At 55.8% G+C, this 26,849-nt stretch carries 31 protein-coding genes; 5 read left to right on the plus strand and 26 right to left on the minus strand.

Going from position 1 to position 26,849, the window contains the following annotated elements:
* Nucleotides 1–310: 310 nt before the first annotated feature.
* From ABMA60_RS00005 to ABMA60_RS00050, 10 genes are all read right to left on the minus strand, one after another.
* Nucleotides 311–718 carry a ClpXP protease specificity-enhancing factor gene (locus ABMA60_RS00005; RefSeq protein ID WP_392797154.1) on the minus strand — a complete coding sequence of 136 codons (408 nt, stop codon included), beginning with the start codon at nt 716–718 and terminating at the stop codon, nt 311–313.
* 2 nt (nt 719–720) lie between these two features.
* Nucleotides 721–1,350 (minus strand): glutathione S-transferase N-terminal domain-containing protein, encoded by a 630-nt coding sequence (locus ABMA60_RS00010; RefSeq protein ID WP_392797156.1) that lies wholly within the window; start codon nt 1,348–1,350, stop codon nt 721–723.
* Between the two features lie 97 nt (nt 1,351–1,447).
* Entirely contained in the window at nt 1,448–2,203 is a 756-nt protein-coding gene (locus ABMA60_RS00015) for a cytochrome c1 (protein ID WP_392800388.1), read from the minus strand.
* On the minus strand, nt 2,203–3,426 hold the full coding sequence (locus tag ABMA60_RS00020) for a cytochrome bc complex cytochrome b subunit (RefSeq protein ID WP_392797157.1): 1,224 nt from the start codon (nt 3,424–3,426) through the stop codon (nt 2,203–2,205). Before ABMA60_RS00020 ends, ABMA60_RS00015 begins: the two co-directional genes overlap by 1 nt.
* Nucleotides 3,426–4,019: a ubiquinol-cytochrome c reductase iron-sulfur subunit gene (gene petA, locus ABMA60_RS00025; protein ID WP_392797159.1), complete on the minus strand. Its 594-nt coding sequence runs from the start codon at nt 4,017–4,019 to the stop codon at nt 3,426–3,428. Before petA ends, ABMA60_RS00020 begins: the two co-directional genes overlap by 1 nt.
* A gap of 213 nt (nt 4,020–4,232) precedes the next feature.
* The gene (rpsI, locus tag ABMA60_RS00030; RefSeq protein ID WP_108163416.1) at nt 4,233–4,628 is read right to left on the minus strand and encodes a 30S ribosomal protein S9; all 396 of its coding nucleotides are present in this window, start codon (nt 4,626–4,628) and stop codon (nt 4,233–4,235) included.
* A gap of 11 nt (nt 4,629–4,639) precedes the next feature.
* Nucleotides 4,640–5,068 (minus strand): 50S ribosomal protein L13, encoded by a 429-nt coding sequence (gene rplM / locus ABMA60_RS00035; RefSeq protein ID WP_108163417.1) that lies wholly within the window; start codon nt 5,066–5,068, stop codon nt 4,640–4,642.
* A 124-nt stretch (nt 5,069–5,192) separates the two neighbouring features.
* On the minus strand, nt 5,193–5,513 hold the full coding sequence (locus ABMA60_RS00040; protein ID WP_392797162.1) for a hypothetical protein: 321 nt from the start codon (nt 5,511–5,513) through the stop codon (nt 5,193–5,195).
* A gap of 36 nt (nt 5,514–5,549) precedes the next feature.
* Entirely contained in the window at nt 5,550–7,133 is a 1,584-nt protein-coding gene (gene prfC, locus ABMA60_RS00045) for a peptide chain release factor 3 (RefSeq protein ID WP_392797164.1), read from the minus strand.
* Between the two features lie 232 nt (nt 7,134–7,365).
* Nucleotides 7,366–8,109 (minus strand): AraC family transcriptional regulator, encoded by a 744-nt coding sequence (locus ABMA60_RS00050; RefSeq protein ID WP_392797166.1) that lies wholly within the window; start codon nt 8,107–8,109, stop codon nt 7,366–7,368.
* A 94-nt stretch (nt 8,110–8,203) separates the two neighbouring features.
* Here ABMA60_RS00050 and ABMA60_RS00055 point away from each other — a divergent pair, with 94 nt between their 5' ends.
* The 3 genes from ABMA60_RS00055 to cmoB are packed head-to-tail and all read left to right on the plus strand — an operon-like array spanning nt 8,204 to nt 11,167.
* Complete coding sequence (locus ABMA60_RS00055; RefSeq protein ID WP_392797168.1) at nt 8,204–9,406, plus strand: MFS transporter; 1,203 nt, start codon at nt 8,204–8,206, stop codon at nt 9,404–9,406.
* 31 nt (nt 9,407–9,437) lie between these two features.
* Nucleotides 9,438–10,169: a carboxy-S-adenosyl-L-methionine synthase CmoA gene (gene cmoA / locus ABMA60_RS00060; protein ID WP_392797170.1), complete on the plus strand. Its 732-nt coding sequence runs from the start codon at nt 9,438–9,440 to the stop codon at nt 10,167–10,169.
* Nucleotides 10,166–11,167, plus strand: coding sequence for a tRNA 5-methoxyuridine(34)/uridine 5-oxyacetic acid(34) synthase CmoB (gene cmoB, locus ABMA60_RS00065; protein WP_392797171.1), 1,002 nt, complete (start codon nt 10,166–10,168; stop codon nt 11,165–11,167). The genes cmoA and cmoB overlap by 4 nt, the downstream gene beginning before the upstream one ends.
* Nucleotide 11,168: 1 nt before the next feature.
* Here cmoB and ABMA60_RS00070 read toward each other — a convergent pair whose 3' ends face one another.
* The 15 genes from ABMA60_RS00070 to mnmG all read right to left on the minus strand — a co-directional run bounded on the left by ABMA60_RS00070 (nt 11,169) and on the right by mnmG (nt 24,147).
* Nucleotides 11,169–11,570: a RidA family protein gene (locus tag ABMA60_RS00070; RefSeq protein WP_392797173.1), complete on the minus strand. Its 402-nt coding sequence runs from the start codon at nt 11,568–11,570 to the stop codon at nt 11,169–11,171.
* 95 nt (nt 11,571–11,665) lie between these two features.
* Nucleotides 11,666–12,547 (minus strand): LysR family transcriptional regulator, encoded by an 882-nt coding sequence (locus tag ABMA60_RS00075; RefSeq protein WP_392797175.1) that lies wholly within the window; start codon nt 12,545–12,547, stop codon nt 11,666–11,668.
* Nucleotides 12,548–12,643: 96 nt separating this feature from the next.
* Nucleotides 12,644–13,063, minus strand: coding sequence for a F0F1 ATP synthase subunit epsilon (locus ABMA60_RS00080; RefSeq protein ID WP_392797177.1), 420 nt, complete (start codon nt 13,061–13,063; stop codon nt 12,644–12,646).
* A 17-nt stretch (nt 13,064–13,080) separates the two neighbouring features.
* Nucleotides 13,081–14,487 (minus strand): F0F1 ATP synthase subunit beta, encoded by a 1,407-nt coding sequence (gene atpD, locus ABMA60_RS00085; protein ID WP_392797179.1) that lies wholly within the window; start codon nt 14,485–14,487, stop codon nt 13,081–13,083.
* A 24-nt stretch (nt 14,488–14,511) separates the two neighbouring features.
* A complete protein-coding gene (gene atpG, locus ABMA60_RS00090; RefSeq protein ID WP_392797181.1) occupies nt 14,512–15,378 on the minus strand; it encodes a F0F1 ATP synthase subunit gamma in 867 nt (288 codons plus the stop codon).
* 44 nt (nt 15,379–15,422) lie between these two features.
* Nucleotides 15,423–16,967, minus strand: a complete 1,545-nt coding sequence (gene atpA / locus ABMA60_RS00095) for a F0F1 ATP synthase subunit alpha (RefSeq protein ID WP_392797183.1) — start codon at nt 16,965–16,967, stop codon at nt 15,423–15,425.
* 13 nt (nt 16,968–16,980) lie between these two features.
* Nucleotides 16,981–17,517 carry a F0F1 ATP synthase subunit delta gene (locus ABMA60_RS00100; RefSeq protein ID WP_392797185.1) on the minus strand — a complete coding sequence of 179 codons (537 nt, stop codon included), beginning with the start codon at nt 17,515–17,517 and terminating at the stop codon, nt 16,981–16,983.
* A gap of 9 nt (nt 17,518–17,526) precedes the next feature.
* Entirely contained in the window at nt 17,527–17,997 is a 471-nt protein-coding gene (locus ABMA60_RS00105; protein ID WP_392797187.1) for a F0F1 ATP synthase subunit B, read from the minus strand.
* Nucleotides 17,998–18,050: 53 nt separating this feature from the next.
* Nucleotides 18,051–18,278: a F0F1 ATP synthase subunit C gene (gene atpE / locus ABMA60_RS00110; RefSeq protein ID WP_108163433.1), complete on the minus strand. Its 228-nt coding sequence runs from the start codon at nt 18,276–18,278 to the stop codon at nt 18,051–18,053.
* A gap of 92 nt (nt 18,279–18,370) precedes the next feature.
* Entirely contained in the window at nt 18,371–19,255 is an 885-nt protein-coding gene (gene atpB, locus ABMA60_RS00115; RefSeq protein WP_392797189.1) for a F0F1 ATP synthase subunit A, read from the minus strand.
* 37 nt (nt 19,256–19,292) lie between these two features.
* A complete protein-coding gene (locus ABMA60_RS00120) occupies nt 19,293–19,709 on the minus strand; it encodes an ATP synthase subunit I (protein WP_392797191.1) in 417 nt (138 codons plus the stop codon).
* Between the two features lie 206 nt (nt 19,710–19,915).
* Nucleotides 19,916–20,797, minus strand: coding sequence for a ParB/RepB/Spo0J family partition protein (locus tag ABMA60_RS00125; protein WP_392797193.1), 882 nt, complete (start codon nt 20,795–20,797; stop codon nt 19,916–19,918).
* Nucleotides 20,798–20,805: 8 nt separating this feature from the next.
* Nucleotides 20,806–21,606, minus strand: coding sequence for a ParA family protein (locus tag ABMA60_RS00130; protein ID WP_392797195.1), 801 nt, complete (start codon nt 21,604–21,606; stop codon nt 20,806–20,808).
* Between the two features lie 10 nt (nt 21,607–21,616).
* A complete protein-coding gene (gene rsmG, locus ABMA60_RS00135) occupies nt 21,617–22,252 on the minus strand; it encodes a 16S rRNA (guanine(527)-N(7))-methyltransferase RsmG (RefSeq protein WP_392797197.1) in 636 nt (211 codons plus the stop codon).
* Complete coding sequence (mnmG, locus tag ABMA60_RS00140) at nt 22,249–24,147, minus strand: tRNA uridine-5-carboxymethylaminomethyl(34) synthesis enzyme MnmG (protein WP_392797199.1); 1,899 nt, start codon at nt 24,145–24,147, stop codon at nt 22,249–22,251. Before mnmG ends, rsmG begins: the two co-directional genes overlap by 4 nt.
* Nucleotides 24,148–24,330: 183 nt before the next feature.
* Between mnmG and ABMA60_RS00145 the strand changes: the two genes are divergently transcribed.
* Both ABMA60_RS00145 and ABMA60_RS00150 read left to right on the plus strand, forming a co-directional pair.
* Nucleotides 24,331–25,698 (plus strand): hypothetical protein, encoded by a 1,368-nt coding sequence (locus ABMA60_RS00145; protein WP_392797200.1) that lies wholly within the window; start codon nt 24,331–24,333, stop codon nt 25,696–25,698.
* Nucleotides 25,699–25,784: 86 nt separating this feature from the next.
* The gene (locus ABMA60_RS00150; protein ID WP_392797201.1) at nt 25,785–26,276 is read left to right on the plus strand and encodes a C40 family peptidase; all 492 of its coding nucleotides are present in this window, start codon (nt 25,785–25,787) and stop codon (nt 26,274–26,276) included.
* Nucleotides 26,277–26,300: 24 nt separating this feature from the next.
* On the opposite strand, the gene ABMA60_RS00155 is transcribed toward ABMA60_RS00150, so the two are convergent.
* Nucleotides 26,301–26,849 (minus strand): SRPBCC family protein, encoded by a 549-nt coding sequence (locus ABMA60_RS00155; protein ID WP_392797203.1) that lies wholly within the window; start codon nt 26,847–26,849, stop codon nt 26,301–26,303.

Genomic DNA, 26,849 nt, shown 5'->3' on the forward strand with positions numbered 1-26,849 from the left:
CTGACAGGTCACTTGTCGATCGAGTTTTGCCTCGAAAGGCATATAGGTCGACCCACAAGCGCCCACACGAATTACTTGATTCCAACACTGTTAAAGATCGACGAGCCGCGCTGTTGGCGCTCGTTTAAGCGAGGCGCGTATTCTACGCCTGCGCCGCATCCTGTCAACTCTAATTTGCAAAATTCGTTTAGGAATCAGCTTGTTAGCGTCGCGCTCTTCATAGACTCGAACAGCGCTTCAGGATGGCTGTCGGTGACAGCGGAGGCGCATTATAGAGATGAGCGGGATGCTGTCAAGGAAGCGGCTGAGGTTATTTAACCACCTTTAAGGATGGCTTTTTGGCAGCGCTTTCCTTTTGACCTTTCGGCCCTTCCGGAGCAGACGGCGGCGGGTCGGTTGGCTCTTCAATATCAAAGCCCATGCCCTGACCGTTTTCTTTAGCAAAGATGGCCATTACTGCACCCATCGGAACCCGGATTAAGGTGGGAACGCCGCCAAAGCGGGCACTGAATTCAATCCAGCGATTATCGAAAGCCAGCTCACGCACCGCTGTGGGCGATACATTGAGCGTTATCTGGCCATCGCGGACAAATTGCACCGGAACTTCAACGCCCGGGTAGTCGGCAGCGACAACCAGATAAGGGGTGCAGTCGTTATCCAGCACCCATTGATGGATGGCTCGAACCATATAGGGCTTGTTCGAAGTCATCTCAGCCATGATCAGTCCCGCATTTCCTGCTCAATTTCAGACAAACTCACCTGGAACGATTCGCGTGCAAAAAGGCGATCCATGTATTGCAACATGCTCTTGCACTGCTTCTCCGGCAACTCAATACCCAGAGCCGGCAAGCGCCACAAAATAGGAGCGACACAGCAGTCCACCAGCGTGAATTCTTCACTCATAAAGTAATCGTATTGCTGGAAGACAGGCTCCATGGCAATCAGGTTTTCACGCAGTTCTTTGCGCGCTTTGGTGACACTGTCTTTGCTCTTGGCGGCAACAATGGCGTCCACTTTTTCACACCATTCGCGCTGAATTTGTGCGATGTACTGACGACTGCTGGCACGAGCAACCGGATAGACCGGTAACAGGGGTGGATGCGGAAAACGCTCATCCAGATATTCCATCATCACATAGTGCTCATACAGCACCAGGTCACGATCGTGCAAAACGGGCAGGGTATTGTAGGGGTTGATATCCAACACTTCCTCGGGGATGTCTTCCGGGTCGACATCTTTGATATCAACCGACACGCCCTTCTCAGCCAATACAATGCGCACGCGATGGCTGTACTGGCTGGCCGGATCAGAATAAAAGGTCATGGAAGAACGCTTGGCAACAACGCCCATCAGGTACTCTCCTCGATGCTAAAAACACCCTAGTGAAGACAAAACAAGCGCGGACAAGCCGCGCTTTGCAATAATAGTTTTTTACCGACGATCGGAATTAATGGAGGTCTTTCCAGAGCTCGCGATACAGCAATTGAGCAATAACCAGGAAGACAGCCAGGAAGGCGAAAACCATCCAGCCGATGCGTTCACGATCTTGCTTGAACGGCTCACCCATATATTCCAGGAAGTTAACCAGATCGTAGATGGCGTCGTCGTATTCGGACTGCGACATCGACCCTTCAACTTCATAGTGCTCACAACCGCCTTCGGTAATGGTCTGGCCAGTCAACGGATCAAAGCGTTTGTCGCTGACCGGATGCGGCGCTTCGGCACACAAGCCCTGCAGCTCCATCAAAACGTGCGGCATACCGACGTTGTTGAAGGCGACGTTGTTCACGCCCATTGGGCGACTGTCGTCTTTGTAGAAACCGCGCAGATAGGTGTACAGCCAATCCGGACCACGAACACGAGCGACCAGCGTCAAATCCGGCGGTGCAGCACCAAACCAAGCTTTGCCATCTTCTTCACTCATGGCATTTTCCATCAGCGAACCAAAGCTGGCATTGGTGAACACCAGATTTTCCATCAGGATGTCTTCAGGAATATCCAGGTCGGCAGCAATACGGTTGTAGCGAGCATGCTCGAGCGAGTGACAGCCCATGCAGTAGTTCATAAACAACTGCGAACCACGCTGCAATGACGCCTTGTTGGAGATGTCCGTGCTGATATGGTCCAGCTCAGCTTCACCGCCGGCTGACCAGGCAGCCAACGGAGCCAGAGCAACAACGAGGGACAGGAAAAGTTTCTTCATCATTCTGGCACCCTCTCCGGTACAGGCTTGGTCGTCTCCCAACGCGTATAGAACGGCATCAGGATGAAGTAGGCGAAATAGATGATCGCGCCAATACGAGCCAGCCAGGTGTTTCTCGGGCTAACCGCTTCACCACCCAACCAAGTCAGCATCATGAAGGCGAGGGCAAACAGAATCAGCGCAATTTTGCTGTACCAACCTTTGTAGCGCCAGGAACGAACCGGGCTGCGATCAAGCCAAGGCAGCACAAACAGGATAGCGATAGCCGCGCCCATGGTAATCACACCCATCAACTTGTCAGGCACAGCCCGCAAGATGGAGTAGAAGGCACCGTAGTACCAAGTCGGCGCAATATGCTCAGGCGTCTTCAGCGGGTTAGCTGCTTCGAAGTTAGCGTGCTCAAGGAAATAACCGCCGCCTTCCGGGAAGAAGAAAATAACGCCACAGAAAACGAATAGGAACAGCACGATCATCGGCAACTTACCGACTGTGAAGTAAGGGTGGAACGGAACGCCATCCAGCGGGCGACCGTATTCATCCATATGCTTCTTGATGTCGATGCCATCGGGGTTGTTGGAACCCACTTCGTGCAATGCCAGAACGTGCAACACGACCAACAGTGCCAACACCAGCGGAATGGCGATAACGTGCAAGGCAAAGAAACGGTTCAGGGTGATACCAGAGATCAGGAAGTCACCACGAATCCATTCAGTCAGGCCATCACCGATCACCGGAATAGCGCCGAACAGAGAGATGATCACCTGAGCGCCCCAGTAGGACATCTGACCCCAAGGCAATACGTAACCCATAAAGCCTTCGGCCATCATCGCCAGGTAGATGAACATGCCGAATACCCAGATCAACTCACGTGGCTTCTGATAGGAGCCGTACATGATGCCGCGGAACATATGCAGGTAGACGACGATAAAAAAGAAGGACGCGCCGGTTGAGTGCATATAGCGGATGAGCCATCCAAAGTGCACATCGCGCATGATGTATTCAACAGAACCAAAGGCAGATTCAGCGCTCGGTACGAACGACATGGTCAACCAAATACCGGTGAGGATCTGGTTGACGAAAACGATCATCGCCAGCAGACCAAATACATACCACCAGTTGAAGTTCTTGGGGGCATAGTATTTGGACATATGCTTTTCATAAGCACTGGTGACCGGCAGTCGCTGGTCGATCCACTGCATGATGGCAGGCTTATTTGTACTCATCAGGCTGACTCCTCACCCACGGTCAGAATGGTGCCTTCCACGTAGTAAGGCGGCACCACCAGGTTGCTCGGTGCTGGTACGCCACGGAAGACGCGACCGGCCAAGTCAAAGCGTGAGCCATGACAAGGGCAGAAAAAGCCGCCCATCCAGTTTTCATCGAACGGCTGTGGTTCGACTTCCGGACGGAACTGCGGCGAACAACCCAGATGAGTACAGACACCTTCCAGGACAAGCAAATCTTCAGAGCGAGAACGTAACGGATTCTGAGCGTATTCCGGCTGCTGAGAAGCGACCTGAGATTCAGGGTCGGTCAGGCGGCTCGTCAAAGCATCCTTCTTCAGGTTCTCGATCATGACCGATGTACGACGCACGACGAAGATGGGCTTACCACGCCACTCGACGATACGCATTTCCCCAGCTTCCAGCTTGCCAATATCAACGCTGACAGGTGCGCCAACGGCTTTGGCTTTCTCACTGGGATACCAGGATTTGACGAAAGGGGTTGCGACTCCCACTGCACCCGCGGCACCCATAGCTCCCGCGGCAATGTAGAGAAAGCGGCGCCGACCCTGATTTACGCCGTCTTGCGTCATTATTAGGTCCTCTGTCTGAAGGTAGTGTAGTACTGGGCAGATGCCACAAAATGGAGGGAATACTAAAGAATTACGCCTTCTGTGACAAGAAAACCCTTCGCCAAACAGGGGTATACAAAAGCCGTATCGATATCGCTGCAGCGCCCACCAGACGCGCGCTGCAAACAAAAACGCCCGGCGTGAGCCGGGCGCTTGTACAGTGCTTCGAAGCGATTAACGCTTGGAGTACTGAGGACGCTTACGCGCTTTGTGCAGACCGATTTTCTTACGCTCAACCATACGAGCATCACGGGTTACATAACCCGCAGCACGCAGCGGCTTGCGCAGATTTTCGTCATAAGCGATCAACGCACGAGTGATGCCGTGACGGATCGCACCGGCCTGACCGTTGGCACCGCCACCGGAAACGCTGATAACAACGTCGAACTTGTCGGTCATTTCGACCAGTTCCAGCGGCTGACGCACGATCATGCGTGAAGTTTCGCGGCCGAAGTATTCTTCCAGCGAACGCTTGTTGATGCGAATGTCACCGTTGCCGGGGCGCAGGTATACGCGCGCGGCAGAGGTTTTGCGGCGACCGGTACCGTAGTTTTGCTGAATGGCTGTCATGATGCTCCCCGTTAAATCTTCAGTTCTTTCGGCTGCTGAGCAGTATGCGGATGTTCAGTACCGGCATACACCTTCAGCTTCTTCAGCATGGTCCGACCCAGCGGTGTGCGGGGGATCATGCCTTTAACGGCCAACTCGATGATTTGCTCGGGCTTGTGATCAACCATCTTGTTGAAGCTCATGGACTTCAGGCCACCCGGATAACCAGTGTGACGGTAATACATCTTCTGGCTCGCTTTACGACCAGTCACAGCCACTTTCTCAGCGTTGACCACGACGATGTAATCGCCAGTGTCGACGTTCGGCGTGAACTCGGCTTTGTGCTTACCGCGCAGACGACGAGCAATTTCTGTGGCCAGACGGCCCAAGGTCAGACCGTCAGCGTCGACAACGTACCAGTCGCGCTTCACTTCTGCCGGTTTTGCTACAAATGTTTTCATCTTAGTCTCTTAACTCCGCCATGTAAGTGGGGGCTCAGGGGAAGTTAATCCAGAATGAGGGCGCGGATCATATATAAGATGCCGGGGTGGAGCAAGCCTTTTTGACGGCCAAAAGCCGCATTTCTCAACGATAGCGCTCAGGTGCCTGCAACTGAGACAAACCGTACCCCAAAGTGCCCATGCAACAACAAGCGGTAAACAGCAGACCAACGGTCGCACCATTGATACCCGCAGCGGCGACATCGGGCACACCAAAACGGCTGACACCCCAGAAATAGGCCAGACTTGAGAACAGGAAGGTCAGGATCAGCATGACCACTACCAAGTAGCCTTTGGCGTCGTATGCCGACACCCGTTCATCACTCACCAGGGACTGCAAACCCAGGACCGCAGCACTGCCACCGCCTGCGTTAATCAGCAACAAGCCCAGCAAATAGACGATCATGAACCTTCCTCCAAAGTCACTGTTTCAAGCGAACACTCAGTGCTCTCGCGTTTTGCGGAAGCCAATATCCGGGTGTCGCTCCTGCGCCATCTGCAAATTCACCATGGTCGGCGCGATATAAGTCAGATTATCGCCACCATCCAGCGCCAGGTTGTCATAGGCTTTATCGCGGAACTGCTCTAACTGACGTTCATCCGGTGCTTCCACCCAGCGCGCCGTGGCGACGCTGATGGGTTCGTAGACGGCTTCCACTTTATATTCGCTTTTCAAACGCTGTGCTACGACATCAAACTGTAGCAGACCTACGGCGCCAACGATCAAATCATTGTTCTTCAAGGGGCGGAATACCTGCACCGCGCCTTCTTCCGATAACTGTAGCAAACCCTTCTGTAACTGTTTGGCCTTGAGCGGATCTTTTAGTCGAATGCGACGGAACAGCTCCGGTGCAAAGTTGGGAATGCCGGTGAATTTGATGTCTTCACCCTGGGTGAAGGTATCGCCAATCTGGATGGTGCCGTGGTTGTGCAGGCCAATGATGTCGCCGGCCCAGGCTTCTTCAACGGCGGTACGATCTCCTGCGAGGAAAGTCAGGGCATCGGAAACCCGCACATCACGCCCCAGCCGAACCTGACGCATCTTCATGCCTTTTTCGTACTTGCCGGAGACGATGCGCAAGAAGGCAACACGGTCGCGATGGTTCGGGTCCATATTTGCCTGAATCTTGAACACAAAGCCGGAAAACGCCTCTTCCTCGGCGGACACTTCACGCTCGTCAGTCGCGCGCGGCTGAGGCGTCGGCGCCCACTGGATCAGTCCATCGAGCATATGGTCGACGCCAAAATTGCCCAGCGCCGTACCGAAATACACCGGCGTTAACTGGCCCGCCAAAAACTCTTCCAGATCGAAGGGGTTGGCGGCTGCTTTGAGCAGTTCAATTTCTTCGCGCAGCTCATCGGCATAGCCATCCAAAGCGGCATCCAGATCCGGATTATCCAATCCTTTAATCACCCGACGCTCAGTGATGGTATGACCAAAACCGCTCTGATACAGAATGACCTCATCGTTAAGCAGGTGATACACACCCTTAAACTGCTTACCCTGGCCAATCGGCCAGGTAATCGGCGCGCAGCTGATTTTGAGGATGTTCTCGACTTCATCCATCAGCTCGATCGGATCGCGAATATCGCGGTCGAGCTTGTTCATAAAGGTCAGTACCGGCGTTTCGCGCATGCGCGCCACATCCATCAATTTGATGGTGCGGTCTTCCACACCCTTGGCAGCATCGATCACCATCAAACAGGAGTCGACCGCCGTTAAGGTGCGGTAGGTATCTTCGGAAAAGTCTTCGTGCCCGGGGGTATCGAGCAGATTGACCAGCTTGTCGTGATAGGGGAACTGCATCACCGAGGTGGTAATGGAAATACCCCGGTCTTTCTCCATTTCCATCCAGTCGGATTTGGCATGCTGGCCGGATTTTTTGCCCTTAACGGTGCCCGCGGTCTGCAAGGCCTGTCCGAACAACAACACCTTTTCGGTGATGGTGGTTTTACCCGCATCGGGGTGCGAGATGATGGCGAAGGTGTGGCGTTTGCCCACTTCGCTGGCAATTTGTTTGGTCATGATGATTACCTGTCAGCCGGTTCGGCAATAAGTAAGACGATCGCTCAATCAGATTTAAGCGTATTGGCAAAGCTGGCCCGATACGGGCACCGAACACCGACCTACATGGAAGTCACACCTTTGGCTGTCATTCGAAACGTTTATCCAGCCGCTGCCGGCTAGGGCAGCAGCAAGGCTGCGCATTATAACGATCAGCGCACAATTTTCGACCATGACACCTAGCCACTCAACTCTATCGCCGCAAATAATGGCTGGGTGATACGCCAAGCTGTTTGCGAAACGCGCTGGAGAAGGCCGCCGGATTGTCGTAGCCCAATTCATAGGCGACAGCGCTGACTCGTGCGCCAGCCAATAAACGCTCAATGGCGCGAAGCACCAAGGCGCGAGCGCACCAGTGAATCAGACTTAAACCGGTTTGTTGCCGGAACAGACGAGTCAGTGAGCGCCGGCTCAGCCCCGCCTGGTCGCACCAGTCATCCAGACGCACGCCCGTTTTCGGATCTCGGGTGTAGGCCTCACACAAAGCACGCAGCTGCGTCTGCTTGGGTAGCGGCAATGAAAACGGCATCACCTTAAGACGCTGAATTTCGGCCAGCAGTAACTGGTGCAATAAATGATCACGCGGCACCCATTGGGTCTGTGCAGACAGAGCGATTGATTCTTTTAGCAGACTGACCAGAAGCTCAGTGGCTTCAAACACCTCACACTGGTTGGGCATGGCCATGGCCGCCTGCGGCTCAACATAGAGATTGATCAGATAAACCCGATCGCTGATCAGCACCGAGTGTTCAACGCCCGGCGGTATCCACAACGTACACTGCGGCGGCATCACCCAGGCGCCCTGATCCGTTTCCACCCGCGCCAGACCGTTATCGGCAAACAACAACTGGCCGCGCCGATGATGATGCGGAGCGAAGACATCCTGAGGCTGACACAGCTCACCCTTAGTAAAGAGGTCTCGCGCAGCGCTGGTCATAAAAATGGCCCGATCTTTAAAGTTAATGACCCTATTAAATATTCAGGCCAACCGCCGGTGCAAGGCATGCTGTCCAAACTGACAGGAGCCTTTTATGACCACTACCGCTGTTTTATCCCGAACCACCGAACGCAATCTGATTACCGGTCTCAGCCTGTGTCACCTGCTGAACGACCTGGTGCAGTCCATTCTGCTGGCGATCTACCCACTGCTTAAAGCCGATTTCACGCTCAGCTACACCCAGCTGGGACTGCTGTCGATGAGTTACCAACTGACCGCCTCGCTGATGCAACCCTTAATCGGCAACTGGGCCGACCGCTATCGGCTGTCGGCATTACTGCCCGCAGGCATGCTATTTACGCTGGCCGGGTTGCTGACGCTGGCATTCGCACCACACTACGCCGGCCTATTGATGGCCAGCCTGATGCTGGGTTTAGGTTCCGCCATCTTTCACCCTGAAGCGGCTCGCCTGGTACGCCTCAGTAGCGCCCACAAACCGGGATTGGCGCAGTCACTGTTTCAATTTGGTGGCAATCTGGGCGGGGCGCTCGGGCCTTTGCTCGTGGTGGCGCTGGTGCTGCCCGCCGGCCGGTCTCAAATCAGCTGGTTTGCCTTGGCTACCTTGGCGGCACTGCTGTTGATATTGCGTCTCGCGCCCTGGCAACGAGCGAAACAGACACCCCAACCAACATCGCAAACCTCAGCAAGGCTGAACCGACAACAGCGTTGTGGCCTGGCGCTGCTGTTCGGACTGATGCTGGTTAAGTGGCTCTATCTGGCCTGTTTCAGCAACTTCTATTTGTTCTATCTGATGCAGCATTTTGCGTTGGACCAAAATCTGGCGCAAATCGGCCTGTTTCTGTTTTTGGCGGCGGTTGCCGGCGGCACCATTCTCGGCGGCTGGGCCAGCGACCACCTGGGTGCGCGCAGCGTTATCCTGGCGTCTTTTGTTCTGGCGCTGCCGTTCAGTCTCGCCGCTACCAGCGGTCACTTGATACTGGCACTGCCGGCTGCAGTTCTGTCGGGCGCCGTCCTGGCGTCCGCTTTTCCGGTCATGGTGGTCTACGCTCAGGATCTGATTCCCAATCGTGTCGGTGCCGTTTCCGGACTGCTATTCGGTTTGGCGTTCGGTCTGGGTGGCATCGGCGCAGCGGCCCTGGGCGTAGCGGTCGATCACTTTTCGTTGCGCAGCGTGTTTTGGGCTTGCAGTCTGTTGCCGCTGATCGGTGTGCTGGCTTACTGGTTGCCGTCTATCGTTCAAGAGGGGCGCGATTTGCGCGCTGAAACGGTAAACTGAGCGCTTTCCACGAACCTCAGTCTCAGCCTTTATGCCGCACGAAAAAGACACCCTTTACGCCAGCGACCACGGCCAGGTCGCCGATTTCCGCTTTGACGACCAGGTTGCCCGCGTCTTCCCGGATATGATCAAACGTTCGGTCCCCGGCTACAGCCACATCATTGCCATAATCGGCGTATTAGCTGAACAATACGCCCAGCCCGATAGCAACCTCTACGACCTGGGTTCGTCGCTGGGCGCCGCCAGTCTGGCGATGCGTCATCGCGTGCATGCGCCCGGCGCCACCATCATAGCGGTCGATAGCAGCCAAGCGATGCTCGACCGCAGTCGCGATTTTCTCGACAGTGAAGACTTACCGACATCGGTACAAACCCTCTGTGCCGACATCACCAAACTCAAGCTGGAACGCGCCTCTTTCGTAGTACTGAATTTCACGCTGCAATTTATTCCACTGGAACAACGCCAAGCGACATTGCAACGCATCTACGACGGCATGCTGCCCGGTGGTGCTTTGGTGTTGTCGGAAAAACTGCATTTTGAAGACCCGGTGCAAGAGCAATTGCTCGGCCAGCATCACCACGATTTCAAGCGCGCCAATGGTTACAGCGATTTGGAAATCAGTCAGAAGCGTCAGGCCATTGAACGAGTGCTGTTACCGGAAAGCGCCGATGATCATCTAAACCGTTTGCGTAGCGTCGGCTTTCAGGTTGCGACACTTTGGTTTCAGAGTTTTAATTTCGCGTCTTTTCTGGCCATCAAATGATTGATTTTCGTCCCTTTATCGAACGCCTCAGTGACACCTCTCTGGCTCATTGGCAAGACCCACTCAGCGAACAACTGGATCAGTTATTCGCCACTTTAAATGACGGCAATCTGCCGCGTTTTTTGCAGCAGCTCGACAAGCTGCCTGAGATCGAAAACAGTCGAATTGATTTAGATCGTGTTGCCGTTGAAGCCGAACAGCCGTTAACAGCAAACCAATCGGATTCACTAAAGAACGCACTGCGCGGTTTGATTCCCTGGCGCAAAGGCCCCTTCCAATTATTCGATACGTTGATCGATTCCGAATGGCGCTGCGACCTGAAATGGGCGCGCGTTGCACCGCATCTGAGTGACTTAAATAATCGCAGTGTGTTGGATGTCGGCAGCGGCAACGGCTACTACGGCTGGCGCATGAAAGCCGCCGGCGCACGACTGGTAGCAGGCATTGATCCGTCCTGGTTATCGGTGGTGCAACACTTGGCAGTTAATCATTATTTTAAAGACCCCAGTCACACCGTTCTGCCACTGACGCTGGAACAATTAACGCCTAATCTGGAAGCCTTCGACACAGTATTTTCGATGGGTGTTTTGTATCACCGACGCTCACCACTGGATCATCTCAGTGAACTGCGCGCTGCGTTACGACCCGGCGGTGAACTGGTGTTGGAAACTTTAGTGATTGAAGGTGGCGAACGCGAAGCTTTAGTACCACCAGGTCGTTATGCGCGCATGAATAACGTCTGGTTTTTACCGTCGCCGCAAGCCCTGGCACTGTGGTTGGAAAAGGTCGGTTTTGAAGACGTGCGTACTGTCGATGTCACTCACACAACGACAGAAGAACAACGCAATACTGAATGGAAACCGGGCCAATCATTGGCCGATTATCTGGACGCAACCGACACGAACAAAACCGTCGAAGGTTTACCGGCTCCGCTCAGAGCCGTGTTGATCGCCCGTAAGCCGGACGACCAACAACGATTACGCCGCTACCAGCTTTAATTCAGCGTACAATTTTGGCGATGGCTTCGATCTCGACCAGCAAATCCGGTTCGGCCAATGAGGCCACGCCGACACCGGTCAATGCCGGTCGGTGATCGCCAAAATACTTCGGCATCAGTGGCGCAAAGGCGGCCATATGATCGGCCAATTCTCCACGCACATAGATGCGTAATTGCAAAACAGCATTAAGACTTGAACCGGCGGCTTCCAGTGCAATTTTCAAGTTGGAAAACGCTGCCTCGGCCTGACCGGCCATACCTTCATGTTGGCGACGATTTTCGGTATCCCAGTCAACCTGACCGGAAACAAACACCAGTCCTGTTTGGGTATCGACAGTCGCCTGCGATAGGCCGACTGGTGAGCCGTCGTAAAGTTGTTCCGGGTTGATGGTAACGATGGACATAGTTGCGACCTCAGTCTGTTTGGATGAGGACGCATGTTATAAAGCGCAAGAAAACTGAACCATCAAGCACAGCTTGTATCCGATACAACTGACTCTCAGAACCTTGTCTGCAGCCAGTCTAAAACAGCCAACAATAACGGATCGGATGCGGCGCTTGGGTGATAAGCGGCGACAACTTCGTAGCCGGGTGGCAAGGTCTCCAACGACAGTTCTTCAATGCCTTCAGGCTGCGGTAATCGCGCTGGCAGAAAAGCCACCAACGCCGCTTGCTGCAGTGCACGCTGTGCCATATAAAAGCTCGGCACGCTGAGCACTACCTGTCGCTTAACGCCTCGCCGTTCAAACCAATCCTGGGCTGAGCCTTTGAAGTCGGCGGTGCCGGGTGAGGTTACAACGAAATCAAAATCCACCAATTCTGACAGCCTGATAATACCGCCGTCCGGTTGCGTAATATGCGCCGAATATAGTCGATATTCCTCGGTAAAAAGCGCCCGCGATTGCAAACCTTCGGGCACATAAGCCGAAGTGGTTAAGGCCAAGTCAATCTCGCCTTGCTGCATCCGCCTTGTCAGCGACTGGCTTTCAATATTGATAATTTTAAGCCGCACTTTCGGCGCCCATTCACGCAGCGCAGCCAGTAGTGGCAGGGCAATTAAATGTTGGGTGTAATCGGTGGCGGATATAACCAGAGTGCGTTCCAGTTCGCCCAATTCCTGCTCGCCCGGCAATGGTATTGCTTGCACCGCCGCCAAAACTTGCTGCAACTGCGCTGCAATCGAACGGGCATAGTGGGTGGGCGCCATGCCCTGACCAGAGCGGACAAACAAAGGATCACCCAGCAGCTCGCGCAAGCGACTGAGTTGTTGGCTGACGGCCTGTTGCGACAGACCGAGCCGTTCCGCCGCTGCGGAAATCGATCCACTCTGCAGTAACACGGCAAGAGTACGCAGTTGCTTGAGTTCCAGTTTTTCGATCATGCGGCTCACCTGTTGGAACAACCATTCTTACTCAAGCATTCTACAAAGCAAAAAAAAGCGACCCGAAGGTCGCTTCTTATCTGCATCAGTATGGCATCACTTCAGGCGTTTGGATTCCCGCAGTGTGCGCAACTGGGCAGCGGCCCGCGCCAGGTCAGCAGCGACCTGGGCAAACTCCGCTTCAGCCATCTTATCGGCGATGGCTTGTTCGGCGTCCTGCTTGGCTTTTGCCGCTGCAGCTTCGTCGATGTCGTTCGCACGCAAAGCGGTATCAGCAAGGATGGTGACCACTTCCGGCTGGACTTCCAGGAAGCCTCCGGAAACGTAGAACACCTCTTCACTGCCGTTTTGCAGCGTCAGCTTGACCGGCGCCGGATTCAGGCGGGTCAGCAAAGGTGCGTGCTTGGGCTTGATACCCAGCTCACCCTGCTCGCCTTCACAGACGATGGTCTCGACCAGTCCTTCGAAGATTTTCTCTTCGGCACTGACGATATCGCAATGAACAGTCATGGCCATAGCTACCTCCGCCCTGATTAGCCTTTGCTACGGGCGTTGTGTGCTTCCATTACTTCGTCGATCGAACCCTTCATGTAGAAGTCCTGCTCGGCGACCTCGTCGTATTCACCGTCCAGGATGCCCTGGAAACCACGGATGGTTTCTTTCAGTGATACGTATTTACCCGGAGCACCGGTGAAGACTTCCGCCACGTGGAACGGCTGCGACAGGAAACGTTCGATCTTACGAGCGCGCGCTACGGTCAGCTTGTCTTCGTCGGAAAGTTCGTCCATACCCAGGATGGCGATGATGTCCTTCAGCTCTTTGTACTTCTGCAGCACGCCCTGCACGCCACGGGCACAGTCATAGTGCTCACCGCCGACGACCAGAGGGTCGAGCTGGCGAGAAGTAGAAGCCAGAGGATCAACCGCCGGGTAGATACCCAGAGCCGCGATGTCACGGCTCAACATAACCGTTGCGTCCAAGTGGGCGAAGGTGGTCGCCGGAGACGGGTCAGTCGGGTCATCCGCTGGTACATAAACCGCCTGAACGGAAGTAATGGAGCCGGTTTTGGTGGAGGTAATACGCTCCTGCAAAACGCCCATTTCTTCGGCCAGAGTCGGCTGGTAACCCACCGCAGACGGCATACGGCCGAGCAGTGCAGATACTTCAGTACCGGCCAGGGTGTAACGGTAGATGTTATCGACGAACAACAGAACGTCACGACCTTCGTCACGGAACTGTTCGGCCATGGTCAAACCGGTCAGCGCCACACGCAGACGGTTACCGGGCGGCTCGTTCATCTGGCCGTAAACCATGGCGACTTTGGATTCCGCCAGGTTGTCCAGTTTGATAACGCCGGCATCACTCATTTCGTGATAGAAGTCGTTACCTTCACGAGTCCGCTCGCCAACACCGGCGAATACTGACAGACCGGAGTGTTCGATGGCGATGTTGTTGATCAACTCAAGCATGTTGACCGTTTTACCCACACCGGCACCACCGAACAGACCGACTTTACCGCCCTTGGCGAACGGGCAGATCAGGTCGATTACCTTGATGCCGGTTTCCAGCAGCTCGGTGTTCTGTGATTGCTCAGCGTAAGTCGGGGCATCACGGTGAATGGTGGCGAACTCTTGCGAGCCGATGTCACCGCGTTCATCGATGGGCTCACCGAGAACGTTCATGATGCGACCCAGAGTCGCCTTGCCCACCGGTACGCTGATCGCGTCGCCGGTATTTACTACGTTCAAGCCACGCTTCACACCTTCGGTGCTACCCATGGCAATGGCCCGGACAATGCCGTCGCCCAGCTGCTGCTGAACTTCGAGTGTCAGGCCAACTTCGTCTACCTTTAGAGCGTCATAGATCTTCGGGACGTTATCGCGCGGGAATTCCACGTCGACAACAGCGCCGATGATCTGGGTGATACGTCCGCTACTCATCTTCTGTATCCTCTCAAAACCGTGTTATTGCACCGCGGAAGCGCCGCCGACAATTTCAGCAATTTCCTGAGTAATTGCTGCCTGGCGCGCCTTGTTGTATTCCATATTGAGACTTTCGATCAGGTCTTCCGCATTATCGCTGGCGCTCTTCATCGCCATCATGCGTGCGGCCTGTTCACAAGCGAAGTTCTCCACCACACCCTGATAGACCACCGATTCGACATAGCGAACCATGAGGTGGTCGAGCAGCGTTTCGGCGTCTGGCTCGTATAAATAGTCCCAAGTATGGCGGCGCGCGCTTTCATCGTCGGCCGCTTCCAGGGGCAACAGCTGTTCAAGGACCGGCTTCTGTACCATGGTGTTCACAAATTCATTGAACACCAGATACAGACGATCGATCTTGCCCTCGTTGTAATCGTCCAGCATGACCTTGACGCCGCCGATCAGATCGCTCACAGAAGGCTTATCGCCCAGCTGTGTCATCGAAGCCACGACATCGAAGCCGCGACCTTTGAAGAAACCGGTGCCTTTACTGCCGATGGCACTGATTTGCACTGATGCGCCTTTGTCTTTCCAGGCGTTGGCTTGCTGAATCACCTGCTTAAACAGGTTGGCATTCAGACCACCACACATGCCTCGGTCTGTGGAGACCACGATAAAACCCACACGCTTGACGTCACGCTCAACCAGATAAGGGTGGCGATATTCCGCGTTGGCGTTGGCCAAATGGCCGATCACCGCACGGATTTTGTCCGCGTAGGGCTTACTGGCATCCATCCGATCCTGGGCTTTACGCTTCTTACTCGCCGCGACCATTTCCATGGCCGAGGTGATTTTCTGCGTGTTCTTAAAGCCCGCTATCTTTGTCCGTATCTCTTTTCCGGCTGCCATAGCATTGCCTCAGTTCAGTCGGCTACCCGAAAGTAGCCGGTGAATTACCAGGTCTGGGTCGCCTTGAATTTCTCCACGGCGTCCTTCAGCGATTGGGCAATCTCATCGTTATAGTTGCCCGACTCGTTGATCTTTTTCATCAGATCGGCGTGTTCGCTGTTCATGTAGGCATGCAGAGCCGCTTCGAAACGTCCGACTTCGCTGACTTCCAGCGCTTTCAGATGACCTTCGTTGGCGGCATAGACGGAAACAGCCATTTCAGCGACCGTCAGCGGCGCGTACTGACCTTGCTTCATCAGCTCGGTAACGCGAACACCGTGGTCCAGCTGGGCTTTGGTGGCTTCATCCAAGTCCGACGCAAACTGGGAGAAAGCCGCCAGTTCACGGTACTGAGCCAGAGCGGTACGAATACCACCGGCCAGTTTCTTGATGATCTTGGTCTGAGCCGAACCACCTACACGAGAGACCGAGATACCGGCGTTCATCGCCGGACGAATGCCGGAGTTGAACAGGTCGGTTTCCAGGAAGATCTGACCGTCGGTAATGGAGATCACGTTGGTCGGTACGAACGCAGAAACGTCGCCACCCTGGGTTTCGATGATCGGCAGCGCGGTCAGAGAACCGGTTTGGCCTTTCACTTTACCGTCGGTGAATTTTTCGACGTAGTCAGCGTTCACACGCGCCGCGCGTTCCAGCAGACGGGAGTGCAGATAGAAGACGTCACCCGGGAATGCTTCACGGCCCGGCGGACGACGCAGCAGCAGGGAAATCTGGCGATAAGCCACTGCCTGCTTGGACAGATCATCGTAGATGATCAGCGCGTCTTCACCGCGATCGCGGAAGTATTCACCCATGGTGCAACCGGCGTACGGCGCCAGGAACTGCATGGACGCAGGTTCGGAAGCCGTGGCTGCAACAATGGTGGTGTATTCCATGGCGCCGTGTTCTTCCAGCTTGCGCACCACGTTGGCAACGGTCGATTGCTTCTGACCAACCGCCACGTAGACACACTTAATGCCGGAGTTTTTCTGCGCGATGATGGAGTCGACGGCCAGAGCGGTTTTACCGGTCTGACGGTCGCCAATGATCAACTCACGCTGACCACGACCGATCGGCACCATGGCGTCGACGGCTTTGTAACCCGTCTGTACCGGCTCATCAACCGACTGACGGGCAATAACGCCCGGCGCGACCTTTTCCAGCGGATCGGTCAGTTCAGTCTTGATCGGGCCTTTGCCATCGATCGGATTACCCAGGGCGTCAACGACGCGACCGAGCAGTTCCGGGCCGATCGGTACTTCCAGAATACGACCGGTGCACTTACAGATCTGACCTTCGGCCAGGCCTTTGTAGTCGCCCAGAACGATGGCGCCAACGGAGTCTTGCTCCAGGTTCAGGGCCATGCCGAACAGGCCGCCCTGGAATTCAATCATCTCACCGGACATCACATCGCCCAGGCCGTGAATGCGCACAATACCGTCGGAAACGCTGACGATGGTGCCTTCATTCTGAGCCTTGGAAGCGGTATCAAGCTTGCTGATACGCTCCTTGATGATGTCACTGATTTCTGAAGGATTCAGTTGCTGCATTTCATTTCCCTCATTAGGAATTCATTGCGTCAGCGAGCTTCGCCAACTTGCCGCGCACCGAACCGTCGATGACCAGATCACCCGATTTGATCAGCACACCGCCGATCAGGGCTTCGTCAATTTCGACGGTCAAGCTGACTTTGCGACCCAACTTAGTGGTCAGTTTTTCAGTCAGCTTTTGTTGCTCGCTGTCGCTCAAAGAAAATGCACTGGTGACCAGTACATCGGCACTCTTTTCATGCTCAGCTTTCAGCGCTTCGTATTGCACGCTGATTTCACCGAGCAACGACAGACGGCGGTTTTCGGCCAGGACGTTGATCAGGTTGGTGACGCCATCACCAATCGCATCGCCGGCAATGTCTTGCAGCGCGGCGGCCTTGTCGGAAGCCGACAGGGCAGGATTGTTGATCAGGTCTTCAACCTGCGTTTGCTCGCTAATGACAGCCAGAGTCGCCAGTTGCTTTGACCAGGCGTTCAGTGCCTGACTGTCCAATGCGGCGTTGAAACTAGCCTTGGCGTAAGGACGAGCGAGCGTACTGAGTTCTGCCATGCTTCCCCCTTACAGCTCTGCTGCCAGCTTATCCAACAACTCGCTGTGTTTTTTCGCGTCGACTTCGGAGCCCAGAATGCGCTCGGCGCCAGCCAGAGTCAGTTCAGAAATCCGCTCACGCAATTGCTCGCGCGCAGCTGTGACTTCTTTATCGACTTCAGACTGGGCAGAGGCCACGATGCGGTCGCCTTCTTCACGAGCAGTCGCCTTAGCTTCTTCCACCAATTGATTGGCGCGCTTGTTGGCTTGCTCGAGGATGGCTGCCGCTTCTTTCTTGGCTTCGCTCAGCTGCTTCTCTGCTTCGTGCTGGGCCAGTTCCAGATCTTTGGCGGCACGGTCGGCAGAGTCGAGCCCTTCGGCGATTTTCTTCTGGCGGGCCTGCATGGCTTCCATAATCGGAGGCCAGACATACTTGGCACAGATCCAGACGAAAACGGCGAAGACGACGATTTGTCCGATAAAAGTTGCGTTAAAGTTCACGCCTTCACCTCGTTTTGGTTGGTTTAATCACAGTACCTCTAGGGGCGCTTGGATTAACCAGCCACCACGAAGATGAGGTACATAGCGATACCAACACCGATAATCGGGATGGCGTCGATCAGACCAGCAACGATGAAGAAGCGGGTTTGCAGCATAGGGCCCAGCTCCGGTTGGCGAGCGCTGGCTTCCATCAGTTTACCACCGAGGATGCCGATACCGATCGCAGCACCGATCGCGCCAAAGCCCATCATGATTGCAGCGGCAATGTATACCAGTTCCATGTCGTTCTCCTAAGTTTCAGTTTTTAGCTCAAGTTTAAAGAGTAAGGTTTAGAAAGTTGGTCCGATTCACCTGGAATCGGACCGGTGAATCGTCAATGGTCTTCGTGCGCCTGACTCAGGTACACGATGGTTAACACCATGAAGATAAAGGCCTGCAGCGGGATCACCATGATATGGAAGATGGCCCAGGCCAGTTGCAGCGCACCACCGAAGATGGCAATGAAAATGCCACCGCCGAACATCAGTGCGATCAGAATGAAGATCATCTCAGCCGCGTAGAGGTTACCGAACAGACGCAGACCCAGTGAGAACGGCTTGGCCAGCAGACCCACCAGTTCCAAAAACAGGTTGAAAGGTACGAATGCCCAGTGGTTGAACGGCGTGAATGACAGTTCCTTGATGAAGCCCATACCCTTCACTTTGAAGGAGTAGTAGATCATCAGGAAGAAGACGAAGGTCGCGGTACCCAGAGTAATGTTCGGGTCGGTCGACGGTACGATCTTGTGATACTTCACGCCCAGCAGTTCCAGGCTGTAAGGAATCAGGTCGACCGGAATGATGTCCATCAGGTTCGACAGGAACACCCAGACAAAAACCGTCAGTGCGATCGGTGCAATCCAGGGGTTGCGGCCGTGGAAGATGTCGCGCACCTGGGTGTCGACAAACTCAACGATGGTTTCAACAAAATTCTGAATGCCAGTGGGTACACCCGCATGCGCTTTGCGCGCCACCAGCCCGAACAACAGCAGGAACACCGCGCCCAGGCCGATTGACCAGATCATGGAATCCAGGTGGAAAGCCCAGAAGCCCATGTGCTCAACTTCTTCGTGGCATTGAGCCACTTTCCAAACGGCTTCATTGGTGGTGCTGCCATCACACAGATGACTGCCCGCTTCCAACTTGCCGTAGGTCAGGTTCGTCAGGTGGTGCTGAATGTACTCACCCGCGTTGGCGTAACCGCCTTCGCTGCTTGCCATAGGTACTAATCCCCTTGTTTACCGCCCTTACGAGCGGTCACTTAACCAGAATCGGGGCCAGTACTGCCGCTATCGTATTGATGACGATAACGGTCAGTAACATGGCCAGGGCTTCCGGTCCGCTTGCGTTGTGCCACAACACCAGCAAACCGACAGCCACTATCATCCATTTACCAAACAGACCTCGGGTTGCACCCATCACAAAGAGGCCGACCTGACGGGCGCCATAGTGACGCATGCTTCGCCAGGTAAAGTAAAACTGGGCCAGCAGCGCCAGAAGCGCTGCAACCACGACAGATACCAATACCTCGGGAAACCAGATACCAACGGCTACGGACATCACGGCCGCTGACACCCCCTGAACAAACAACACCCGCCAGGCTGTAGGGCGGGGTATGGGGCGCGGTCGAACCGGCCTGAATAAGGTCTGATTCCGGTTTTTATCGTCTGCCATAACGCTCAATACCGAAGCTCATTTGGCAGCGGGCTAGCCTGAAATGGGCATTGCCCCGCTTTTGTCCACCGGACACCAGCCAAAAAATCCGGGTGAGTATATTGGGTTCGTTCGGGGGCTTCAATACAGATGCGCCAAAGGTCGCAACACTTTGTTACAGCCACCAGGCTAAGAGGTTGCGACCGTCAAACTAACGGCGTTTGTTTTTATTTGACGTGGTTCAGAATACCGTCCAGTTCATCCAGGCTGTTGTACTTAATCACCAAAGAGCCTTTACCTTGCGCACCATGCTTGATGGCAACATTGGCGCCCAGGCGCTGTGACAACATTTCTTCGAGGTTCTTGATGTTGGCGTCCGGTTTGGCAGCGGCCGGCGTCTCTGACTTGCGGCCTTCGGCCAGATTGCGCACCAGTTGCTCGGTGGCGCGTACCGTCATGCCTTTAGCCACCACCTGACGCGCGGCTTCCACCTGGGTATTGCCTTGCAAACCCAGCAGGGCGCGGGCATGACCCATTTCCAGATCGCCGTGTTCAAGGAGGCGACGCACTTCGTCTTCCAGGCTGATCAAACGCAGCAGATTGGTGACGGTAACCCGACTCTTACCCACCGCCTCAGCCACACCGGCCTGAGTCAGTTCGAACTCTTTTTGCAGCCGCTGCAAAGCAAAGGCTTCTTCCATCGGATTGAGGTTTTCGCGCTGGATGTTTTCGATCAGCGCCATGGCGATGGCGTCTTCATCGGGCACATCACGCACCACCGCCGGAATGGTATCCAGACCCGCCATCTGCGAAGCGCGCCAGCGACGTTCACCGGCAATTAATTCGAAACTCTGCGGACCGACGGGACGCACCACCACCGGCTGCATGACACCCTGAGCACGAATCGAGGCGGCCAGCTCTTCCAACCCTTCAGCCGACATATCGCGACGTGGCTGATAAACGCCACGCTGCACCCACTCAATGGGCAATTCGCGCAGGCTGCCGTCGCGCACTTCCTTAACCGGCTGCTCGGAAATGGCTTCCACTTCTTCGCGGGTGGTAATCAGTGCATCCAGACCGCGTCCGAGACCTCGTTTTTTCGGTGACATTGTCATCGTTATCCTGTGATTTCAGCCGCTTCGGGTGCTTTGACACCTTCAACCCGACGCACCATCTCGCCCGCCAGTGCCAGATAAGCCAGGGCGCCTTTGGAGGTGCGATCGTATTGCAGTACCGGTGTACCGTAACTGGGCGCTTCGGCCAGACGAACGTTACGGGGAATCACCGAAGAGTAGAGTTTGTCGCCGAAGTGATTCTTCAGCTGGTCGGAAACATCGTTGGTCAGGCTATTGCGCGGATCGTACATGGTGCGCAACAAGCCACCTATGGTCAGGCCCGGGTTAACCACCTTCTGAATGGAACCAATGGTTTCCATCAGCGCCGCCAGACCTTCCAGTGCGTAGTATTCGCACTGCATCGGAATCAACACCTGCTCGGCCGCCGCCAGTGCATTGACCGTGAGCATGTTCAGCGACGGTGGGCAGTCGATAAAGATGTATTCGTAATTTTGCTTGATCTCGGCCAAGGCGTATTGCAGACGATGCTCTTTCATCTTCATCGGCATCAGTTCGACTTCGGCCGCGGTCAGATCGCCATTGGCGGGCAGAATGTCGTAGCCGGCATTTTCGGCGCGCACCACAGCATCGGCGCAGGCGCAGCGACTGGTCAGAACATCATAGACGCTCAGCTCGACATCGTTCTTGTCGATGCCGCTGCCCATGGTGGCATTGCCCTGAGGGTCCAGATCGACCACCAGCACTTTGCGCTTCATGGCCACCAGCGAGGCCGGCAGATTGATGGCGGTGGTCGTCTTGCCGACGCCGCCTTTCTGATTGGTGATAGCGAAAATCTGAGTCAAGATCGCATCCTTATACATCCCGGATCGACAACTGTACCAGATGTCGAGCGCCGGAGGTGCCTGGCACATTCAGCGAATGGACAGCATCACACACCACGCCGTTAGGCAGGGCATCGAGCTCGTCCTGAGGGTAGCGGCCCTTCATTGCCAAAAAACGACCGGCGGGGGCCAACAGGTGTCTGGATTTTGCCACCATCTCATCCAGGGTGGCAAAGGCCCGTGAACTGATTTGTGCAAAGTGGCGCTGCGGCTGCCAACTTTCCAGACGGTTGTGCACCACGGTGGCGTTATCCACACCCAGGTCCAGCCGCACCTGCGTTAAAAAGCGCGTCTTTTTGCCGTTGCTGTCGAGCAGCGTCACCGCCTGCTCCGGCCGCACCAACGCCAGTACCATGCCCGGCAAACCCGGGCCGGTGCCAACATCGAGCAGATCGCTGGCATCGACAAAAGGCAGGATGGCGAGCGAATCAATCAGATGACGAGAAATCATCTCGCCCGGATCGCGTACCGAGGTCAGGTTGTAGGCTTTATTCCACTTCACCAGCAGAGCGTGATACGCCAGCAACCGTTCGATCGCCGCCGTCTCGACATCCAGTTCGAGTGCGTCTATGCCGGCTTCCAGTTCGGCGCGCCAGGCATCACTCATGCGCTGTCTTTAACCGCAGTATGACCCAGCGAACGTTTCTTCAGATGGATCAACAACACGGAAACCGCCGCCGGTGTTACACCTGAAATCCGTGCTGCCTGAGCCAGGGTTTCCGGACGTGACTGTTCCAGCTTTTGCTTAACTTCGTTGGACAAGCCGCCAACCCGGCTGTAATCGAAGTCATCCGGCAACGCCATGTTTTCATGGCGGCGCAGCGTTTCGATCTCATCCTGCTGACGCTGGATATAGCCTTCGTACTTAGCGCTGATTTCTACCTGCTGACGAATGGCGTCGCTCAACGTCGCCTCGCTCGGCACCAGTGCCTCAATATCGTGGTAATTCAACTGCGGCCGCTTGAGCAGATCGCGCAATGTAGTTTCGCGCGACAGCGGTTGGTCCAGACGCTCGGCCAACTGCTGAGCCTGGGCCGAGCCCGGCTGCACCCAGGTGCTTTTTAAGCGTTCGTTCTCAATGGCAATGGCGTCTTGTTTGGTGCTGAAAGCCGCCCAGCGCTGATCATCGACCAAGCCCAGCTTGCGACCGGTTTCGGTGAGGCGCGCATCGGCGTTGTCTTCACGCAGCAACAACCGATATTCAGCGCGACTGGTGAACATCCGGTACGGCTCCTGAGTGCCCAGCGTGATGAGGTCATCGACCAAAACGCCCAGATAGGCTTCGTCACGACGCGGATACCAGCCGTCTTCGCCAAGCGCCCGGCGCGCCGCGTTCAGGCCAGCCAGCAGACCCTGAGCGCCGGCTTCTTCATAGCCGGTGGTGCCGTTGATCTGACCGGCGAAATAGAGGTTTTCGATATAGCGCGTTTCCAGGGTATGACGCAGGTCGCGCGGGTCGAAATAGTCGTATTCGATGGCGTAACCCGGCCGGGTAATGTGCGCGTTCTCGAAGCCCTGAATAGTGCGGATAAAGTCGACCTGCACATCGAACGGCAGGCTGGTGGAAATGCCGTTCGGGTAGACTTCAAAGGTGCTCAACCCTTCCGGCTCGACAAACACCTGATGGCTGGTTTTGTCGGCGAAACGGGTCACTTTGTCTTCGATTGACGGACAATAGCGCGGACCGATGCCTTCGATTTCGCCGGCGAACATCGGCGACTGATCGAGATTGGCGCGAATGATGTCGTGGGTCTGCTCGGTGGTGTGGGCGATCCAGCAGTTCACCTGCTCCGGATGCTCCTCCACCGAACCCATATAGGACATCACCGGCAGCGGCGCGTCGCCCGGCTGCACGGTCATTTTGGAATAGTCGAGGCTGCGGCCATCGATACGCGCCGGAGTCCCGGTTTTCAGCCGGCCGACGCGCAACGGCAGTTCGCGCAGCCGAGCCGACAACGAATTACTCGGCGCATCGCCCATGCGACCGCCAGCATAATTCTGCATGCCGACGTGAATCTTACCGCCCAGGAAAGTACCGGCGGTCAACACCACGGTGTCGGCGAGAATGCGGATACCGGTTTGAGTAACGACGCCAGTGACGCGATCGTTCTCGATCAACAGATCGTCAGCGCCCTGCTGAAAGATCTCCAGATTGGGCTGATTTTCGACGATGTCGCGAATGGCGGCGCGGTACAGCGCACGGTCGGCCTGGGCGCGAGTGGCGCGTACCGCCGGGCCTTTGCGGCTGTTGAGCATGCGGAACTGGATGCCGGCGCGGTCGGTGGCGCGCGCCATGGCGCCGCCGAGCGCATCGATCTCTTTCACCAGATGACTCTTGCCGATGCCACCGATGGCCGGGTTGCACGACATCACCCCGACGGTTTCGATGTTATGCGTCAGCAACAGCGTCTGCGCACCGGTGCGGGCCGCAGCTAACGCCGCTTCGGTACCGGCGTGACCGCCACCGATCACCACCACCTGATAACGCTTGGGAAAATCCACGCTTCACCTCGAACGGTTGAACCCGAGCCAGTCACGTTCAGTTTTTAACCAGCCCGGAAAAATGGGGCGGCGATTATACGAGTTTTACCGGCACCTTAGAAGATGGTCGCGAGGCGCCGCTCGGCTTGCATCTGGTGGGAGGCAGCTATACTTGGGCATTCAACCCCTGTTAGGACCGCCTTTGTGATTCGCAAGCTTTCAGTCTGCACCCTGTTATGGGTCGCAAGTAGCCTCTGTTTGGCGCAAAACCTGCTCCTGGTCACCGACCTGGATGACGACAACCTGTCCAGCCGCCCGGATCTGCGCCTGGTCGCCAGTGAAGCCATCAACCAGTTACGCAATTATCAGGTCGCCACCGCCAAAACATCCGAACGGCCCGACAGCCAGGCCAAGATCACCGCCATGGTCGATGCGGCCAAGCGCGCCGACCTGACCACCCTGGCCGTCGTGACGCTGTACCCGCACGGCTGGGGTTCGTCCACGCTGACAACATCCTTTTATGGCGTTGCCAACGGCGAACTGCAGATGCAGCGCTCGCTCGATTTTAACACCCGCGATGTGCAATCCATTCTGGCGCAGCTGGAATACGAACTGCCGCTGATGCTCAAACGCGAATTCCGCGAGCTGGGTTCGGTGGTCCGGGTCACCGCCGATCGGCTCTACTTCGATCTCGGTGAAAGCGCCGGCGTGGAAGTCGGTCAGCTGTATCGGGTGTTCCGTCGCGGCGAGGAAATTCGCGACAGTCGCGGTGAAAGCTACGGCTATGTCGATAACCAGACCGGCATCATTGAAGTCACCTCGGTCAGCGGCGTTTATTCGGTTGGCGAAATCAAGCTCGGCCGACTGTCGATTCGCAATAACGACTGGGTCGAAATGACCGCCCCGGACATTCGCGTCGAAGGCGAGGTGCTGTCAAAACTCGATAACGAAGTGGCGATCAACCTCGGCCGTCAGTCCGGCATCACCGCCGGCAGTTACTTCGCCATCTACAAAGACATCAAACCGATTGATTCCGACCAGTCATTCCGCGAAATGGTTGGCCAGATCCGCATCAATGAGGTCAACGACAACATCGCTCGCGGCGAAATCGCCCGCTCCGATCATTACGACCTGGCCAAGGCGCTGATCGAAGAAGGCGACCGGGTGGAAGAGGTCGCCTATCGCCATCGCAACCAGCTGGAAGTGGGTCAGAACCTGTTCGGCATTTTGAACGATCTGGATCAAAGCTATTTCGTCGGTCTGCGCTTCGATTCCAACAGCGACATCGATCTGGGTTACCGGCTGCGCGCCGCCGTCGTCGAACCCTACTACGGCAGTCTGGGTATCGTTTCAGCCTTGAACCACAGCGAAAGCTTCCGCTATGGACTGGACGGACTCTATGGCCCCGACGGTCTGGGTACCCAGCTGTTTGTCGAAGCTGATATCCCCACGCCGCTGAGCGACCGCGCCCGCTTTTCACTGGAAGGCGGTTATCTGCTCGGTGGCATTGAGGCGGCCGAAGGCCTGAACATCAGCCTGAGCGTCAAGCTGGGCCTGGTGTCTTTACTGTAAACAACAACTGTAAAGATAGTGTTGATGACGGCTTTGGCTCCGCTACCATCGCGGTAAAGCCGAGCCAAAGCCTGAAGGACCCCACCATGTCATCAACACCCATGCCCTGGTCACATCGCCTGTCCTGGCCAGCTTTGTTGCTGAGCCTGGTGCTGATGGGCTGTGCCAGTTACCAGAGCATGGAAGGCTCGAACACCGCCTTGCAGTCGGACCTGGTACTGCGCTTCGAGCAGGTTTATACGCGTTATCAGGGCGTGCCTTACGTTTACGGTGGCAGCACCCCGGCCGGTTTTGATTGCTCGGGCTTTATCAAAACCGCCTATCGTGAAGCGCTGGGCCACACCGACCTGCCGCGCACCACGGCGCAAATGCTCAATGGCGGTCAGTTTGTCCGGCTTGATCAGTTACAGCCCGGCGACCTGGTGTTCTTCCGCATCGCCGGCAAAGAGCAGCACGCCGGCATCTACCTCGATAATGACCGTTTTATGCACGCCTCTTCGTCGCGCGGGGTGACGGTGTCGTCATTGTCCAACCGTTATTGGATCAACCACTACTCCCAGGCGCGGCGCTTTCTGTAAAACCGGATCAGCGGTAAGAGCGGATCAGGCCTTGCCGCTGCGCCTGGCCTCAAACTGCTCAGCGTATTGCTGATGCAACTTCGGCCAGCCGTGTGCCATGGCATCCGGCCCGACAATCCGTCCCAGCGGATCGCCTTCCAGATAGTGTCGCAACACATCAAAGCAGATATGCCAGCCCGCAGCGCCCATGGCGATGTGGTCGCGACCGATGCTGTGCCACAGCGTCAGCAAGGTGCCGCCATCATTGAGCGCCTCCAGTTGCCAGCGCATGTCGCTATCGCCCCAGCTCAGTTCCAGCAAGGTCGGCGCTTCGGCGCGTTTGATTTGTGTCTCGGTCACATGCGGCTCGGGTGTGCCGACCGTGGATAACCTGGCCGCCCCGGTTTGCGCCAGGTTGCGATCGGCATCGAACGGCGCCCACTGACGCAGTTGCTCCGGGTCGGTAATGGCCTGCCACACCTTGGTCGGTGAATGACGCAAGTGCCGCTCCACCACCAACACCCAGTCGTCACCCTTTTGTTCGATGCGGGCGCCCTGAGCGTCACCGGCCTGATAATGATCTGCATTGCTCAT

The sequence above is a fragment of the Saccharospirillum sp. HFRX-2 genome (assembly GCF_043196805.1).
Lineage (GTDB): Bacteria > Pseudomonadota > Gammaproteobacteria > Pseudomonadales > Natronospirillaceae > Saccharospirillum.